The sequence below is a fragment of the Nocardioides islandensis genome, from assembly GCF_015352455.1.
Lineage (GTDB): Bacteria > Actinomycetota > Actinomycetes > Propionibacteriales > Nocardioidaceae > Nocardioides > Nocardioides islandensis.
In genome coordinates, this window is sequence record NZ_JADKPN010000011.1 from 161,205 (window position 1) to 176,691 (window position 15,487).

Genomic DNA, 15,487 nt, shown 5'->3' on the forward strand with positions numbered 1-15,487 from the left:
TGGGCTGACGTGAGCACGGCGCGCGAGCCGGGCGCCGACCTCCTCACCGGCGACCTCGAGCTGCACGGGCGGGTGATGCCCGCCTCCAACGCGACGTTCGTCGGTGAGGTGTGCGGCACCACGGTCGTCTACAAGCCGATCGCGGGGGAGCGACCGCTGTGGGACTTCCCCGACGGCACGCTGGCGGCCCGCGAGCGCGCGGCGTACCTGGTCTCGGAGGCGCTCGGCTGGGACGTCGTGCCGCTGACCTTCCTGCGTGACGGACCGCACGGCCCGGGCATGGTCCAGGTCTGGCAGGAGCCGGACGACGCCGAGGACGCGGTCACGGTCGTCCGCGACCTGCGCGAGCGGCCGGGCTGGCTGCACGTGTTCGACGGCGTCGACGACCGGGACCACGAGGTGGCGCTGGTGCACGAGGACTCGGCGGCGCTGCGCCGGATGGCGGTCTTCGACGCGGCGATCAACAACGCCGACCGCAAGGGCGGCCACGTGCTGCCGATGGCAGGCGGGCACCGGTACGGCGTCGACCACGGCGTCTCCTTCCACACCGACCCCAAGCTGCGCACGGTGCTCTGGGGCTGGGCCGGCTCGCCGCTGGACGCCGACGAGCTCGGTGGCCTGCACGTGCTCGCCGAGGCGCTCGACGAGGACCTGGCCGACGCGCTGGCCCCGCTGCTGACGGCGTTCGAGATCGAGGCGACGCGGCGTCGTGTCGCCCGGCTGCTGCGGGTGGGGGCGCTGCCGATCCCGCGCGGCGACTGGCCGGCGATCCCCTGGCCGCCCTTCTGACCGCCCCTTGCCCGAGCTCGCGAGGGCAAGGAGCAGGCGGGCAGGTTGAGGAGCGTTCGGGGTGGACGGAGCGCAGCGACGGACGCCCGACGCGTCTCGAAACCCCGTGAGATGACCAGCATCCGCAACCATCGTGAGCCCGCGGAGGGCCCTGCGGGCGCACGACTAGGTGTACTCGGCAGACAGGTTCATGACAGTCGGCTGATCGGTGGTTGGCCTCCGATGGCTGAGTGGCGTCGTCGATTGTTGTAGAAGTCGAGCCAGGTGCGAGTGCTGCTGCTCGTTCGTCGTTGGTGTGGAAGACCTGGTGGTAGGCCCATTCGGTCTGCACGGTGCGGTTGAACCGTTCTACTTTCCCGTTCTGCCAGGGGCAGTGTGCGCGGATGGTCAGGTGGGTGGCGCCCAGTTCGGCGATGGCGGCTTGGAAGTCGCGGGAGCGGGTGTAGTTCTTGGCGTTGTCGCTGATGACCTGGCTGATGGTGATGCCGTGGTTGGCGAAGAACTGGCCGGCTCGAAGCAGGAACGCGGCACACGTTGTGCCCTGCTCGTTGGGCAGGATCTCGGCGTAGGCCAGCCGGGAGTGGTCATCGACCGCGGCGTGGACGTAGTCGTAGCCGACCTTCACGTGGCCGCTGATGTGGTTCTCACGACCTTGGCCACGTGCTCGCCAGCCGCCGCCGTCGGGGATCTTGCCGAGCTTCTTGACGTCGATGTGGACCAGGTCGCCGGGACGGGCTCGTTCGTAACGCAGGGCGGTGGTCTTGCTGGCTCGGATGACTTCTCCGGTCAGTGGATCGCACTCACGCAGGTAGGGCACCCGGTGACGGCGCAGGATCGCTGCGACCGTGCGTGGGGCGAGGCCGAGCTCGGGACCGAGCCAGTCCTGTCCGCGGCGCTCGGTGCGCCGCAGCTGGAGCACTTGCTGCTCGAGGGCCGTGCTGGTTCGGCGCGGACATCGGTGTGGACGTGATGATCGATCGCGCAGGCCCGCCTCGCCGTCGGCGCGGAAGCGGCTCACCCACCGGTGCGCGCATTGCCGGGAGATGCCGAGTTCCTTGGCGACATGAGCCACCGGTCTGCCCTCGTCGATGACTCGGGAGACAAGCAGACGACGGCCGTACAGGTTCAAACGAGCGTTAGCGTGGGCCACGAGGACCTCCTGGTGCGTGAAGACCTAGACATCTCCACTAAGCCGGGAGGTCCTCCCGACGTCAACGACCTCGTTTAGTCAACTAACCAGTCACCAACGTCCCTGCCGGGTACAACTAGGCTGACCGCCATGCGTTCCTGGCCCGCTCCGGACCTCCCCGCGCTGTCCGTGACCGGGCCGGAGGTGGAGCTGCACGACACGGCGACCGGCTCCCTCGTGACGGTCTCGCCCTCGGGTGCCGCGCGGCTCTACGCGTGCGGCATCACGCCGTACGACGCCACCCACCTGGGCCACGCGGCGACGTACGTCGCCTGGGACCTGCTCAACCGGGCCTGGCGGCACGCCGGTCACGAGGTCAGGTACGTGCAGAACGTCACCGACGTCGACGACCCGCTGCTCGAGCGCGCCACCAAGGTCGGCGTCGACTGGGTGGCGCTGGCCGAGCGCGAGACCGAGCTGTTCCGGCAGGACATGACGGCCCTGCGGGTGATCCCGCCGGAGGCGTACGTCGGGGCCGTCGAGTCGATCCCGCTCGTCGTCACGCTGATCGAGCGCCTGCAGGAGGCCGGGGCGATCTACCAGGTCGACGACGACCTCTACTTCTCGGTGACCGCCGACCCGGCGTTCGGCCAGGAGTCACAGCTGTCCCGCGAGGAGATGCTGACGATCTTCCCCGAGCGCGGCGGGGACCCCGACCGGCCCGGCAAGAAGGACCCGCTGGACTGCGTCGTGTGGCGTGGCGAGCGGCCCGACGAGCCGTCGTGGGAGAGCCCGTTCGGGCGCGGCCGGCCCGGCTGGCACATCGAGTGCGCCGCCATCTCGCTCGACGAGCTCGGCGAGACGATCGACGTCCAGGCCGGTGGGTCGGACCTCGTGTTCCCGCACCACGAGATGTGTGCCAACCACGTGCAGGTGGCGACCGGGAAGCCGTTCGCGCAGGTGTACGCCCACGCCGGGATGGTCGCCTACGACGGCGAGAAGATGTCCAAGTCGCTCGGCAACCTCGTCTTCGTCTCCCAGCTGCGCAACAGCGACGTCGACCCGATGGCGATCCGGCTCGCCCTCCTGCGGCACCACTACCGCAGCGACTGGGAGTGGGTCGACGACGAGCTCTGGGCGGCCGTCGACTCCCTCGAGGACTGGCGTCGGGCCTTCGCGACGCCCACCGGTGCGCCCTCCGGCCCGGTCGTGACCGAGGTGCTGGCCGCGATGGCCGCCGACCTCGACGCCCCCCGTGCGGTGGCCGCCGTCGAGGCCTGGGTGCGCGCCACGCTCGACGGTGACGCGTCCGAGGACGGTGCCCCCGCCGCCGTACGCGACGTCGTCGACGCCGCCCTCGGGCTCGTCTAGGGGCGACGCGCTGGTCGCTGCTGGGGTGCCGATAATCGCGCGATCGCAGCCGAACTGCAGGTTCTGGGCGCCGAAACCTGCCATTTCCGCGCGATCGCGGGATAACCGGCACCTCCGAGCGGACCGATGAGCCTCACTCGGTCTGGTGACGGGACTTCGTCCCTCCTCGACCGACGGCGGTGGCGTCAGCTCTGCTCGTCACCCCGGCGCTTGAGGTACCGCTCGAACTCGCGGGCGATGGCCTCGCCGGAGGCCTCGGGGAGCTCGGTGGTGTCGCGGGTCTCCTCGAGCGAGCGGACGTACTCGGCGATGTCCTCGTCCTCCTCGGCCAGCTCGTCGACGCCGCGCTCCCAGGCGCGGGCGTCCTCGGGAAGGTCGCCGAGCGGGATGCTGACCTCGAGCAGGTCCTCGAGCCGGCCGAGCAGGGCCAGGGTCGCCTTGGGGCAGGGCGGCTGGGCGACGTAGTGCGGGACGGCGGCCCAGTACGACACGGCCGGGATGTCCAGCCGCACGCAGGCGTCCTGGAAGACGCCGACGATGCCGGTGGGCCCTTCGTACGTCGAGGTCTCCAGCTTGAGGCGGTCCACCAGCTCGGGCTCGGTGGCGGTGCCGGTGACCGGGACCGGCCGGGTGTGCGGGGTGTCGGCCAGCAGCGCGCCCAGGGTGACCACGATCTGCCCGCCGAGGTCGTCGGCGGCGGCCAGCAGCTCGGCGCAGAACTGGCGCCAGCGCATGTTCGGCTCGATCCCGCGGATCAGGATCACGTCCCGCTGCATGTCGGGCGGACTGGCCACCGCGATCTGGGTGGTCGGCCACGTGATGGTGCGGTAGCCCTGGTCGCTGGTCGAGACCATCGGCCGGTTCACCTGGAAGTCGTAGAACTCCTCGGGGTCGATGGCGCCGATGACCCGGGCGCCCCACACCTTGATGAGGTGGTCGACCACCGACGAGGCCGCGTCGGCCGCGTCGTTCCAGCCCTCGAACGCGGCGATCACGACCGGGTCCACCAGGTCACCGACGTCCTCGATCTCGATCACGGCGCCACCCTACGACCTCGGTGATTGGGTAAGTCGTGGCCCGGGATTTCCCCGGGCTTCGGAGCCGGTGTCACGATGCGGGAACCCTGTCCAGCAGCCGGACCACGGTTCCTAGGCTGGCGGGAACAGCCGACTGGAGGAGTTGCGTGACCGTTCGTCCCGATGCCACCGAGGAGCTCTCCGCCGCCCTGCGCGAGCGGATCCTGGTCATCGACGGCGCCATGGGCACGATGATCCAGCAGTACAAGCTGGACGAGGCGCAGTACCGCGGTGACCTGATGAAGGACCACGACGGCGACCTCCAGGGCGACAACGACCTCCTGTCGCTGACCCAGCCGGACCTGGTCCGGGAGATCCACGCGGCGTACCTCGATGCCGGCGCCGACATCATCTGCACCAACACCTTCAACGGCACGCGCATCTCCCAGGCCGACTACGGCCTGGAGGACCACTGCTACGAGCTCAACAGGGCGGCCGCCGCCGTCGCACGCGAGGCCGCGGACAAGGCCGCGACGGCCGGGCGGCCGAGGTACGTCGCGGGCTCGCTCGGCCCGACCACCCGCACCGCCAGCATCTCGCCGGACGTGAACGACCCCGGCGCCCGCAACGTCTCCTTCGACCAGCTCGTCGCGGCGTACCTCGAGGAGGCCAACGGCCTGGTCGACGGCGGCGCCGACATCCTCCTCATCGAGACGATCTTCGACACGCTCAACGCGAAGGCCGCGATCTTCGCCGTCGAGACGCTGTTCGAGGAGCGCGGCCGCCGGTGGCCGGTCATCGTCTCCGGCACGATCACCGACGCCTCCGGGCGCACGCTCTCGGGTCAGGTGACCGCAGCGTTCTGGAACTCCGTCCGCCACGTCCGGCCCCTCGCGATCGGCCTCAACTGCGCACTGGGGGCCGAGGAGATCCGCCCGTACGTCGCGGAGCTGGCCCGCATCGCCGACACGTTCGTCTCCACCCACCCGAACGCCGGCCTGCCGAACGCGTTCGGCGAGTACGACGAGACGCCCGAGCACATGGCCTCGGTGCTGGGCGAGTTCGCGCGTAGCGGGCTGGTCAACCTGGTCGGCGGCTGCTGCGGCACGACCGAGCAGCACATCGCGGCCATCGCCGCGGCCGCCGAGGGTGTGGCCCCGCGCGAGGTGCCCGTCGCCGCGCCCGTCATGAGGCTGTCCGGCCTCGAGCCGCTGGAGATCCGCGAGGACAGCCTCTTCGTCAACGTCGGCGAGCGCACCAACATCACCGGGTCGGCCAAGTTCCGCAACCTGATCAAGGCCGGCGACTACGACGCGGGCCTCAGCGTCGCCGCGCAGCAGGTCGAGAACGGCGCGCAGGTCATCGACGTCAACATGGACGAGGGCATGATCGACGGCGTCGCGGCCATGGACCGCTTCACCAAGCTGATCGCCAGCGAGCCCGACATCAGCCGCGTCCCGGTGATGGTCGACTCCTCGAAGTGGGAGGTGATCGAGGCCGGCCTGAAGAACGTCCAGGGCAAGGCGATCGTCAACTCCATCTCCATGAAGGAGGGCGAGGAGAAGTTCCTCGAGCACGCGCGGCTCGTGCGCAAGTACGGCGCCGCCGCGGTCGTGATGGCCTTCGACGAGGACGGCCAGGCCGACAACCTCGAGCGCCGCAAGGCGATCTGCGAGCGGGCCTACCGGCTGCTGGTCGACCAGGTCGGCTTCCCGCCCGAGGACATCATCTTCGACCCGAACGTCTTCGCCGTGGCCACCGGTATCGAGGAGCACGCGTCGTACGGCCTGGACTTCATCGAGGCCACCCGCTGGATCAAGCAGAGCCTGCCGGGGGCCAAGGTCTCCGGCGGCATCTCGAACGTGAGCTTCTCGTTCCGCGGCAACAACCCCGTGCGCGAGGCGATCCACGCCGTCTTCCTCTTCCACGCGATCGAGGCCGGCCTCGACATGGGGATCGTGAACGCCGGGGCGCTCGTCGTCTACGACCAGGTGGACCCCGAGCTGCGCGAGCGCATCGAGGACGTCGTCCTCAACCGGCGCCCGGACGCGGCCGAGCGGCTGCTGGAGATCGCCGAGAAGTACAACCAGGAGGCGGGCGTCACCGAGGAGACCGCCGAGGAGTGGCGCGCGCTCCCGGTGGGGGAGCGGATCACGCACGCGCTGGTGAAGGGTCTCGACGCCCACGTCGAGGCCGACACCGAGGAGCTGCGCCAGGAGATCGCGGCGCGCGGCGGCCGCCCGCTGGAGGTCATCGAGGGCCCGCTGATGGACGGCATGAACGTCGTCGGCGACCTGTTCGGCGCCGGCAAGATGTTCCTGCCCCAGGTCGTGAAGTCCGCGCGGGTCATGAAGAAGGCCGTCGCGTACCTCATCCCGTTCATCGAGCAGGAGAAGCTCGACAACCCCGAGCTGGCGACCGCCAAGGACACCAACGGCACCATCGTGATGGCGACCGTGAAGGGCGACGTCCACGACATCGGCAAGAACATCGTCGGCGTCGTCCTCCAGTGCAACAACTACGAGGTCATCGACCTCGGCGTGATGGTGCCGGCGCAGAAGATCCTGGACACGGCCAAGGAGATCGGCGCCGACGTGATCGGCCTCAGCGGCCTGATCACCCCCTCCCTGGACGAGATGGTCAACCTCGCCTCGGAGATGCAGCGCCAGGAGTTCACGATCCCGCTGCTGATCGGCGGCGCCACCACCTCCCGCGCGCACACCGCGGTGAAGATCGACCAGAAGTACGACGGCCCCGTGGTGTGGGTCAAGGACGCGTCGCGCTCGGTGCCGGTGACGGCCCAGCTGCTCAGCGACGACCGCCGGCAGAGCCTGCTCGACGAGGTGCAGGCCGACTTCGAGTCGCTGCGCGCCCGGCACGCCGCCAAGAACGACCGGCCGATGATCGGCCTGGCGCAGGCGCGTGAGCGGGCCACGCCGGTCGACTGGACGTCGTACCGTCCCCGCCGTCCGCACCTGCTGCTCCAGCAGGACCACGCGGTCTCCACCATCTCCGGCGTCCGCGGCGAGACGCAGCACGTGCGGGTCTACCACCACTACGACCTGGCCGACCTGCGCAAGTACATCGACTGGCAGCCGTTCTTCAACGCCTGGGAGATGAAGGGGTCGTTCCCCGACATCCTCAACAACCCGACGACCGGCGAGGCGGCGCGCAGGCTCTACGACGACGCCCAGGCGATGCTGGACCGGATCGTCGACGAGCGCTGGCTGACCGCCAACGGCGTCGTCGGGCTGTTCCCCGCCAACGCCGTCGGCGACGACGTGGAGGTGTACCTCGACGAGTCGCGGCAGGACCCCCACGTCGTGCTCCACCAGCTGCGCCAGCAGGGGCAGCACCGCGAGGGGGTGCCGAACCGGTCGCTGGCCGACTTCGTGGCGCCCAAGGAGACCGGGCTGAAGGACTACGTCGGTGCCTTCGCGGTGACCGCCGGGCTCGGCGCGGCCGACCGTGTGGCGGAGTTCCGCAAGGAGATCGACGACTACAGCGGCATCCTGCTCGAGGCGCTGGCCGACCGGCTCGCCGAGGCCTTCGCCGAGCGGCTGCACGAGCGGGTCCGGCGCGAGCTGTGGGCCTACGCCCCCGACGAGCGGCTCGACAACGTCGGCCTCATCAAGGAGAGGTACGACGGGATCCGCCCGGCCCCCGGCTACCCGGCCAGCCCCGACCACACCGAGAAGCAGGCGATCTGGTCGCTGCTCGACGTGGAGGCGACCACCGGCATGACCCTCACCGAGTCGATGGCGATGCAGCCCGGGGCGTCGGTGTCCGGCCTGTACTTCGGGCACCCGGACTCCCAGTACTTCGTGGTCGGGCGCATCGGCCGCGACCAGGTGGAGGACTACGCCGCGCGCAAGGGCTGGAGCCTGGCCGAGGCCGAGCGCTGGCTGTCGCCCAGCCTGGGCTACGACCCCGATGAGTGAGACTGACCCGCTGGTCGAGGAGGGACGAAGTCCCGTCACGAGACTCAGTGACCAAGGGCGCGGTCTCGTGACAGGCGCCAGCGCGCCGCCTTCCTCGACCAACGGCCCCTCGCCGTACGTCGCCGTCCTGTGGGACATGGACGGCACCCTGGTCGACACCGAGCCCTACTGGATGCAGTGCGAGCGGGAGATGGCCGAGAAGTACGGCGGCACGTGGACCGAGGAGGACTCGCTCAACCTGGTCGGCAACGACCTGCTGGACTCCGGGCGCTACATCCGCGAGCACATGGGCATCGACCTGGAGCCGGCGGAGATCGTCGAGGAGCTCCTCGACGCGGTGATCGAGCACATCCGGCGCGAGGTGCCCTGGCGGCCCGGTGCCCGAGAGCTGCTGGCCGACCTGAACGCCGCCGGGGTGCCGTGCGCGCTGGTGACGATGTCCTACCTGCGGTTCGTGGAGCCGATGCTGGACGCCCTGCCGCCCGACACGTTCGCCACCGTGGTCACCGGCGACGCGGTCGAGCGCGGCAAGCCGTACCCCGACCCGTACCTCAAGGCGGCCCGGCTCCTCGGCCTCGACCCGGGCTCCTGCCTGGCCATCGAGGACTCCGACGTCGGCGCCCGCTCGGCCGAGGCGGCGGGCTGCACGGTCCTGTGCGTGCCCAACCACGTGCCGATCCCCGAGGGACCCGGGCGCCTGTTCGCCGACTCGCTCCAGGGCCTCACGGCCGCAAACCTTCCGGTGCGGGGCTGACCTCTCGGCCGATTGTTGCCGGATCGGTACCTCGTTCGCGGCCGGTCTCCGTGGACCCTGACGGTCCGGAGGGGTAGGTTGCGCCGCGGTACCGACCCCGGCGTGCGGCCGGGGCCCGACCCCAAGGGGTGTTAGTGAAACGCAACAAGCTCTGGTCCCTGCTGGCGGTGAGTGCCCTGGTGGGCACCCTGGCCGCCTGCGGTGGCGACGACAGCTCGACCGGCAGCGGTGACGGCGGGAGCGACGGCGGCGGAGCCACCGGGAACTCCTGGATCCTCGGGACCACGGACGCCGTGACGTCCGTCGACCCGGCCGGCGCCTACGACTTCGGCTCGTGGAACATCGAGTACAACATCTTCCAGCAGCTGATGAGCGTCCCGGCCAACGGCTCCAACCCGGAGCCCGACCTCGCCGACTGCAAGTACGACGACCCGCAGACCATCACCTGCAAGCTGACCGAGGGTGCGAAGTTCTCCAACGGCGACGACCTGACGTCGTCCGACGTGCTGTACTCGTTCAAGCGCAACATCGAGATCGCCGACCCCAACGGCGCCTCGGTGCTCCTCGGCTCGATCAGCAACGGTGACGCGGACAAGCCCGGCCTGGCCGACGGCGCCATCGAGACGCCGGACGACACCACGGTCGTCTTCCACCTCAACCAGCCCGACCAGACGTTCATGCAGGTCATCACCTCGGCCAGCAACTCGATCGTCGACGAGGAGACCTTCCCCGCCGACGACAAGCTGGCCGACGACGACATCGAAAACATGGTCGGCTCCGGCCCCTACAAGCTCAGCCAGTACAAGGCCGGCGAGCAGGCGGTCTTCGAGGCCAACGACACCTACCAGGGCACCAAGACCCCGCAGGCGCCGCAGGTCTTCATCCAGTACTTCAGCGACCCGGCACCGTTGAAGACCGCCGTCGAGGGCGGCCAGGTCGACATCGCGTGGCGCACGCTGAGCCCGACCGACCTCAACGACATCGAGAGCAACGGCAAGGCCGAGGTCATCCGCGGCAAGGGCTCGGAGTTCCGCTACTGGGTCTGGCAGTTCTCCACCGACGTGGGCAAGAACAAGGCGATCCGCCAGTCCGTCGCGCAGCTGATCGACCGCCAGGCCATCTCCGACAACGCCTACGACGGCACCGTCACCCCGGCGTACTCCATCGTGCCTCCGGGCTTCGCCGGCCAGAAGGACTCCTTCCAGGACAAGTACGGCGAGCCCAGCGTCGACAAGGCCAAGCAGATCCTCGACGCGGCCGGAGTGAAGACGCCGGTGAAGATCAAGCTCGGCTACCCGCCGGAGCACTACGGTCCGAACACCGTCGACGAGGCCACCGAGCTGGCCGACCAGCTCAACTCCAGCGGCCTGTTCGACGCGACCACCGACGACGCGGCCTGGGAGGAGTACCAGACGATCACCAAGCAGGGGGCCTACGACCTCTTCATCCTGGGCTGGTACCCCGACTTCCTGGACCCCGACAACTACCTGTCGCCGTTCGTCCGTGACGGTGGGTTCTTCGCCAACAACTACTCCAACCCCGAGGTGAACAAGCTCCTCGACAAGGAGATCGGCGAGACCGACGAGGCCGCTCGTGCCGACGAGATCGGCCAGCTCCAGGACATCGTGGCCGAGGACGTGCCGCTGATCCCGTCGTGGAACGGCCAGAACGTCGCCGTGGCGAACTCGTCCATGCAGGGGGTCGAGGACACCCTCGACCCGACGTACATCTTCCGTTTCTGGATGATCAGCAAGAACTGACAGCACAGGTTCAAGAAATCTGACGCACCCCGCCGCCAGCGCGGCGGGGTGCGTCAGTCCTCGCCCTCAGTCGGTTCGCAAGCTCACCGACCTCATTCTCGGAGGGTTGCCACCTCACGGTGTGCACCCTCTCTTGATGTGCGGTAGACATCGTGCGATGACCTCGAACGTCAGGAGGCCCCCTTCGTGAGCTCAGGCTCGGGATCCCTGTCCCGCTACATCGCGATCCGGATCCTGCTCGTCATCCCCATGATGTGGGTGCTGCTGACGCTGGTCTTCTTCCTGCTGAGGGTGGCGCCCGGTGACCCGGTCAGCGCGGCCTTCGGCGGCAAGCTCAGCGAGGACGCGCTCGACGTGCGCCGCCACAACCTCGGCATCGACCGCCCGCTGATCGTCCAGTATCTGGAGTACCTCGGCCAGGTCGCCCACTTCGACTTCGGCAAGACGATCTCGGACAACCGGCCCGTCCTGGACCTGGTCCGCGACAACGGCGGTGCCACCCTCACGCTCACGCTCGGCGCGTTCCTCTTCGCCATCGTCGTGGGACTGCCGCTGGGACGCCTGGCCGGCCGCTACCGCGACAGCTGGGGCGACATCGTGATCCGCATCTTCGGCGTCCTCACCTACGCCGCGCCGATCTTCTGGGTCGGGATCATGCTGGTGCTCCTCGTGGTCAAGCTGTTCCCGTCGTGGCCCACGTCGGGGATGGCCTCGCCGATCACCATCTTCACCGTGCAGCCGAAGACGCACATCCTGCTGCTCGACGCGATCTTCTCCGGGGACGGCACGGCCATCTCCGACGTGCTCAAGCACCACGTGCTCCCGTGCTTCACGCTGGGTCTGCTGCTGTCCGGCGTGATCATCCGGCTGGTGCGGGTCAACGTGATCCAGGCGATGAAGGGCGACTACGTCGAGGCGGCCCGCGCCCGCGGGATCTCCGAGCGGGCCGTCGTACGCCGCCACGCGTTCCGCAACGCCCTGGTCGCGGTGGTCACGGTGATCGGTCTCCAGGTGGCGGCCACGCTGGCCGGCGCCATCCTCACGGAGCGCACGTTCAACTGGCCGGGGCTCGGCACCCAGCTGGTGAAGTACATTCTCGCCCGCGACTACATCGCGGTTCAGGGGCTGGTCACGTTCTTCGCCCTGATCGTGGTCCTGACGAGCGTGACCGTCGACATCATCAACGGGCTCATCGACCCCCGAGTGAGGTACTGAGCATGCGCGGGCTCCTGCGACAGATCTGGAACACCAAGGGACTCGCCCGGTGGATCCTGCTCGTCGGTGCGATCGTGACGGTCGTCTTCGTGCTGTTCGCGCTCTTCGCGCCCTGGATCGCGCCCTTCGACTTCAACCAGACCCGCGACGCCGCGGGCGTGAAGTTCGAGAAGCTCGCCTCGCCGGGCAGCGGCCACCTGCTCGGCACCAACGACCAGTTCTACGACATCTGCAGCCGCGTGGTGTGGGGAGCGCGCACGGCCCTCGAGGTCGTGCTGCTCTCGGTCGTCCTGTCGGTGGTCATCGGCGTGCCGCTCGGCCTGGTCTCCGGGTTCCTGGGCGGCTGGGTCGACCGGGTGCTGGTGTTCGTGATGGACGCGATCTACACGGTGCCCTACCTGCTGCTGGCGATCATCTTCGCGTTCATGCTCAACGACAGGATCGGCAGCGGGATCGTCGCCGCTGCCCTGTCGCTGGTGGCGATCTACATCCCGCAGTACTTCCGGGTGGTCCGCAACACCACGGTGTCGGCGCGCGAGGCGACGTACGTCGAAGCGGCGCGGGCGATCGGGGCGAGGCCGACGACCATCATGCGCAAGTACCTCTTCGGCAACGTCGTGCAGTCGGTGCCGGTGATCGGCACCCTCAACGCCGCCGATGCGGTCGGCACCCTGGCGGCGCTCGGGTTCCTGGGTCTCGGCATCCAGCCGAACGAAGCGTCGGAGTGGGGCTACGACCTCAGTCGCGCGCTCGACGACGCCCAGGCCGGGGTCTGGTGGCCGGCGCTGTGGCCGGGCCTCGCGATCGTCCTGCTGATCACCGGGCTGACCCTGGTGGGTGAGGGCCTCAACGAGACGCTCAACCCGGCGCTGCGCCGGCGGCGGTTGCTCCCCGTGAGGTTCACGCCCCGGGAGAAGGTGGATGCGACGTGACCGACATCGTGGACGAGCGGGTCGACCCGGTGAACATGCCCGGAGACGTCGTGCTCGAGGCGCGCGACCTGCGGGTCTGGTACGCCACCGACCGTGGTCCGGTCCGGGCCGTCGACGGGGTCAGCTTCGAGCTGCACGAGGGCGAGATCCTGGGTCTGGTGGGTGAGTCGGGGTGCGGCAAGTCGACGCTGGGCCGCGGCCTGATCGGGCTGCTGCCCGAGGGCAGTGCGCGCGACGGCGAGCTGAGGTTCCGCGGCACGGACATGCTCACGCTGAAGCCGCGGGAGCAGCACGCCATGCGCGGGCGCGACCTCGGCATGATCTTCCAGGAGCCGCTCACGCGGCTGAACCCGTTGATGAGGATCAGCGAGCACTTCGCCGAGACCCTCAAGACCCACGACAAGTCGATCAGCAAGGCCGAGATCGAACGGCGCTCGCTCGACGTGCTCCGGGTGATGGGCATCCCGCCGACGCGGTTCCACGCCTATCCGCACGAGTTCTCCGGGGGCATGCGCCAGCGGCTGATGATCGCCTTGACGCTGGTGCTGCGGCCGCCGTTCGTGGTGGCCGACGAGCCGACGACGGCGCTGGACGTGCTGGTCGAGGCGCAGATCATCCGGATCCTCCACGACCTGCGCGCGAACTACCGCACCGCACTCCTGCTGATCACCCACAACCTCGGCATCATCGCCGAGGCCTGCGACCGGGTGGCGGTGATGTACGCCGGCGAGATCGTCGAGATCGGTGACGCGCGCGAGGTGTTCTCCCGGCCCAAGCACCCGTACACGCGCGAGCTGCTGCGCTCGACCATCTCGCTGCGGACCACCGGTCTCAACTTCATCGAGGGGGCGCCTCCGGACCTGGTCGAGCCGCCGCCCGGCTGCCACTTCCACCCGCGTTGCCCCGACGCCATGAAGGTGTGCGCCACCCGCCACCCGGTCGAGCGCGAGCACGCGGGGGGCAGCCGTGCCCAGTGCTGGGCCGCGGACTTCAAGGACGGCCTGGCCGCCGACGTACCTGAGAGCGAGCGCGCCCCGCTCAACCGGGAGGAGATCTCCGTTGCCGACGAAGCCTGAGATCCTGAGCAGCTCGCCGACCGGCCGATCCGAGGTGGTCCTCGACATCGACCAGCTCGCGGTCCACTTCCAGCTGCAGGGCGGCGCGCTGTCGCGGCTGTTCGGTCTCAAGGCCCGCCGCGTGAGGGCGGTCGACGGTGTCTCCGTGTCGCTCAAGCGCGGCGAGGTGCTCGGCCTGGTCGGCGAGTCCGGCAGCGGCAAGTCGACGTTCGGCCGGGCGCTGCTGGGACTGGTGCCGGCCACCGACGGCCGGATCACCTACCACTCGCAGGACCGGGGGGAGCGTCGCGTCTCGGAGATGCGCGGTGCCGAGCTGCGCCAGCTGCGCACCGACCTCCAGATGGTCTTCCAGGACCCGCACGCCGCGCTCAACCCCTCGATGACGATCGAGGAGGCCGTGGGCCATCCGCTGGTGATCCACAAGATCGCGTCCGGCAAGGCGCTGAAGACCCAGGTGGCGGCCGCCCTCGAACGGGTCGGCCTGTCGCCGGTGGAGCGGTTCCTGCCGAAGTACCCCTCCGACCTCTCCGGCGGCCAGAAGCAGCGCGCGGTGATCGCGCGCGCGATCATCCTCAACCCCGAGGTGCTGGTCGCCGACGAGCCCGTCTCCATGCTCGACATGAGCGTCCGGGCGAAGATCCTCCAGCTGATGCTCGACCTCAAGCAGGAGATGGGGCTCACGTACGTCTACATCACCCACGACCTCGCCTCGGCGAAGTACTTCTGCGACCGGATCGCGATCATGTACCTCGGTCGGATCGTCGAGATCGGCCCCACCGCCGAGATCTTCGAGAACCCTCGGCACCCGTACACCAAGGCGCTCCTCAAGGCGATCCCCGAGCCCGACCCGGACCGGATGGTGCCGCGCGACCTGCCGCGCGGCGAGATCCCCGACGCCGCCGAGCCGCCGCTGGGCTGCTCCTTCCACCCGCGCTGCGCCGAGGCGATCGAGGGGTGCGGCTGGGAGTCGCGCGACCTGCGCACCCTCATCGAGGAGCACTGGACCCGCAAGGTCGAGGCGTACGACGACGAGAAGGCCGTCATCGGCGACCTCGGCAGCCTCGACCAGCCCTCGACCACCGCGAGGATCGGGGCAGGGGGAGCGGGGCAGGTACGGGCGCTGCTGGACCGCATCAAGGCCGAGAAGCCCGACGAGCCGCTCTGGAAGGGCGTCCGCGACATCGAGGACGCCGGCAACGCCGTCGAGGTCCACTTCGTCCCCGCCGACGCCCCGAAGCTCCGCCGCGCCGGCGGCGTCGACGTCGCCTGCGTCCTGTACCCCGACGAGAGTTGAGTTGCGCCCCCGGTACATGCGAGTTGCGTCCCGGGTACACGTGAGTTGCGTCCCCGGTACACGTGAGTTGCGCCTCGGGTACGGCGTGCTCGTATCGGACGCGCAACTCGACGGTGACGGACGCGCAACTCGACCGTGCCGGACGCGCAACTCGACCGTGCCGGACGCGCAACTCGACCCAGGGCGGCGGTCGGAGTCCTAGTACCTCTC

10 protein-coding genes and 1 pseudogene are annotated in these 15,487 nt (G+C 69.5%); 9 read left to right on the forward strand and 2 right to left on the reverse strand.

From position 1 onward, the window contains the following. Nucleotides 1–9: 9 nt before the first annotated feature. Nucleotides 10–789 carry an SCO1664 family protein gene (locus ISU07_RS17320; RefSeq protein WP_323742677.1) on the forward strand — a complete coding sequence of 260 codons (780 nt, stop codon included), beginning with the start codon at nt 10–12 and terminating at the stop codon, nt 787–789. 188 nt (nt 790–977) lie between these two features. On the opposite strand, the pseudogene ISU07_RS17325 reads toward ISU07_RS17320, so the two are convergent. Next, nucleotides 978–1,939, reverse strand: a pseudogene (locus ISU07_RS17325) (IS481 family transposase). A gap of 129 nt (nt 1,940–2,068) precedes the next feature. Between ISU07_RS17325 and mshC the strand changes: the two are divergent. Continuing rightward, on the forward strand, nt 2,069–3,289 hold the full coding sequence (gene mshC, locus ISU07_RS17330) for a cysteine--1-D-myo-inosityl 2-amino-2-deoxy-alpha-D-glucopyranoside ligase (protein ID WP_194708072.1): 1,221 nt from the start codon (nt 2,069–2,071) through the stop codon (nt 3,287–3,289). Nucleotides 3,290–3,474: 185 nt separating this feature from the next. On the opposite strand, the gene ISU07_RS17335 is transcribed toward mshC, so the two are convergent. After that, nucleotides 3,475–4,326 carry a PAC2 family protein gene (locus tag ISU07_RS17335; RefSeq protein ID WP_194708073.1) on the reverse strand — a complete coding sequence of 284 codons (852 nt, stop codon included), beginning with the start codon at nt 4,324–4,326 and terminating at the stop codon, nt 3,475–3,477. Nucleotides 4,327–4,472: 146 nt separating this feature from the next. On the opposite strand from ISU07_RS17335, the gene metH reads away from it, so the two are divergent. The 7 genes from metH to ISU07_RS17370 all read left to right on the forward strand — a co-directional run bounded on the left by metH (nt 4,473) and on the right by ISU07_RS17370 (nt 15,277). Next, complete coding sequence (gene metH, locus ISU07_RS17340) at nt 4,473–8,246, forward strand: methionine synthase (protein WP_323742678.1); 3,774 nt, start codon at nt 4,473–4,475, stop codon at nt 8,244–8,246. A 67-nt stretch (nt 8,247–8,313) separates the two neighbouring features. Then, the gene (locus ISU07_RS17345; protein WP_323742679.1) at nt 8,314–9,000 is read left to right on the forward strand and encodes an HAD family hydrolase; all 687 of its coding nucleotides are present in this window, start codon (nt 8,314–8,316) and stop codon (nt 8,998–9,000) included. Between the two features lie 134 nt (nt 9,001–9,134). Next, the gene (locus ISU07_RS17350; RefSeq protein ID WP_194708074.1) at nt 9,135–10,760 is read left to right on the forward strand and encodes an ABC transporter substrate-binding protein; all 1,626 of its coding nucleotides are present in this window, start codon (nt 9,135–9,137) and stop codon (nt 10,758–10,760) included. 186 nt (nt 10,761–10,946) lie between these two features. Beyond that, nucleotides 10,947–11,975, forward strand: a complete 1,029-nt coding sequence (locus ISU07_RS17355) for an ABC transporter permease (RefSeq protein ID WP_194708075.1) — start codon at nt 10,947–10,949, stop codon at nt 11,973–11,975. Nucleotides 11,976–11,977: 2 nt separating this feature from the next. Beyond that, a complete protein-coding gene (locus ISU07_RS17360) occupies nt 11,978–12,907 on the forward strand; it encodes an ABC transporter permease (protein ID WP_194708076.1) in 930 nt (309 codons plus the stop codon). Further along, nucleotides 12,904–13,983, forward strand: a complete 1,080-nt coding sequence (locus tag ISU07_RS17365; protein ID WP_323742680.1) for an ABC transporter ATP-binding protein — start codon at nt 12,904–12,906, stop codon at nt 13,981–13,983. The genes ISU07_RS17360 and ISU07_RS17365 overlap by 4 nt, the downstream gene beginning before the upstream one ends. Then, nucleotides 13,967–15,277: an ABC transporter ATP-binding protein gene (locus ISU07_RS17370; RefSeq protein ID WP_194708077.1), complete on the forward strand. Its 1,311-nt coding sequence runs from the start codon at nt 13,967–13,969 to the stop codon at nt 15,275–15,277. Before ISU07_RS17365 ends, ISU07_RS17370 begins: the two co-directional genes overlap by 17 nt. The last annotated feature ends 210 nt before the right edge of the window (nt 15,278–15,487 follow it).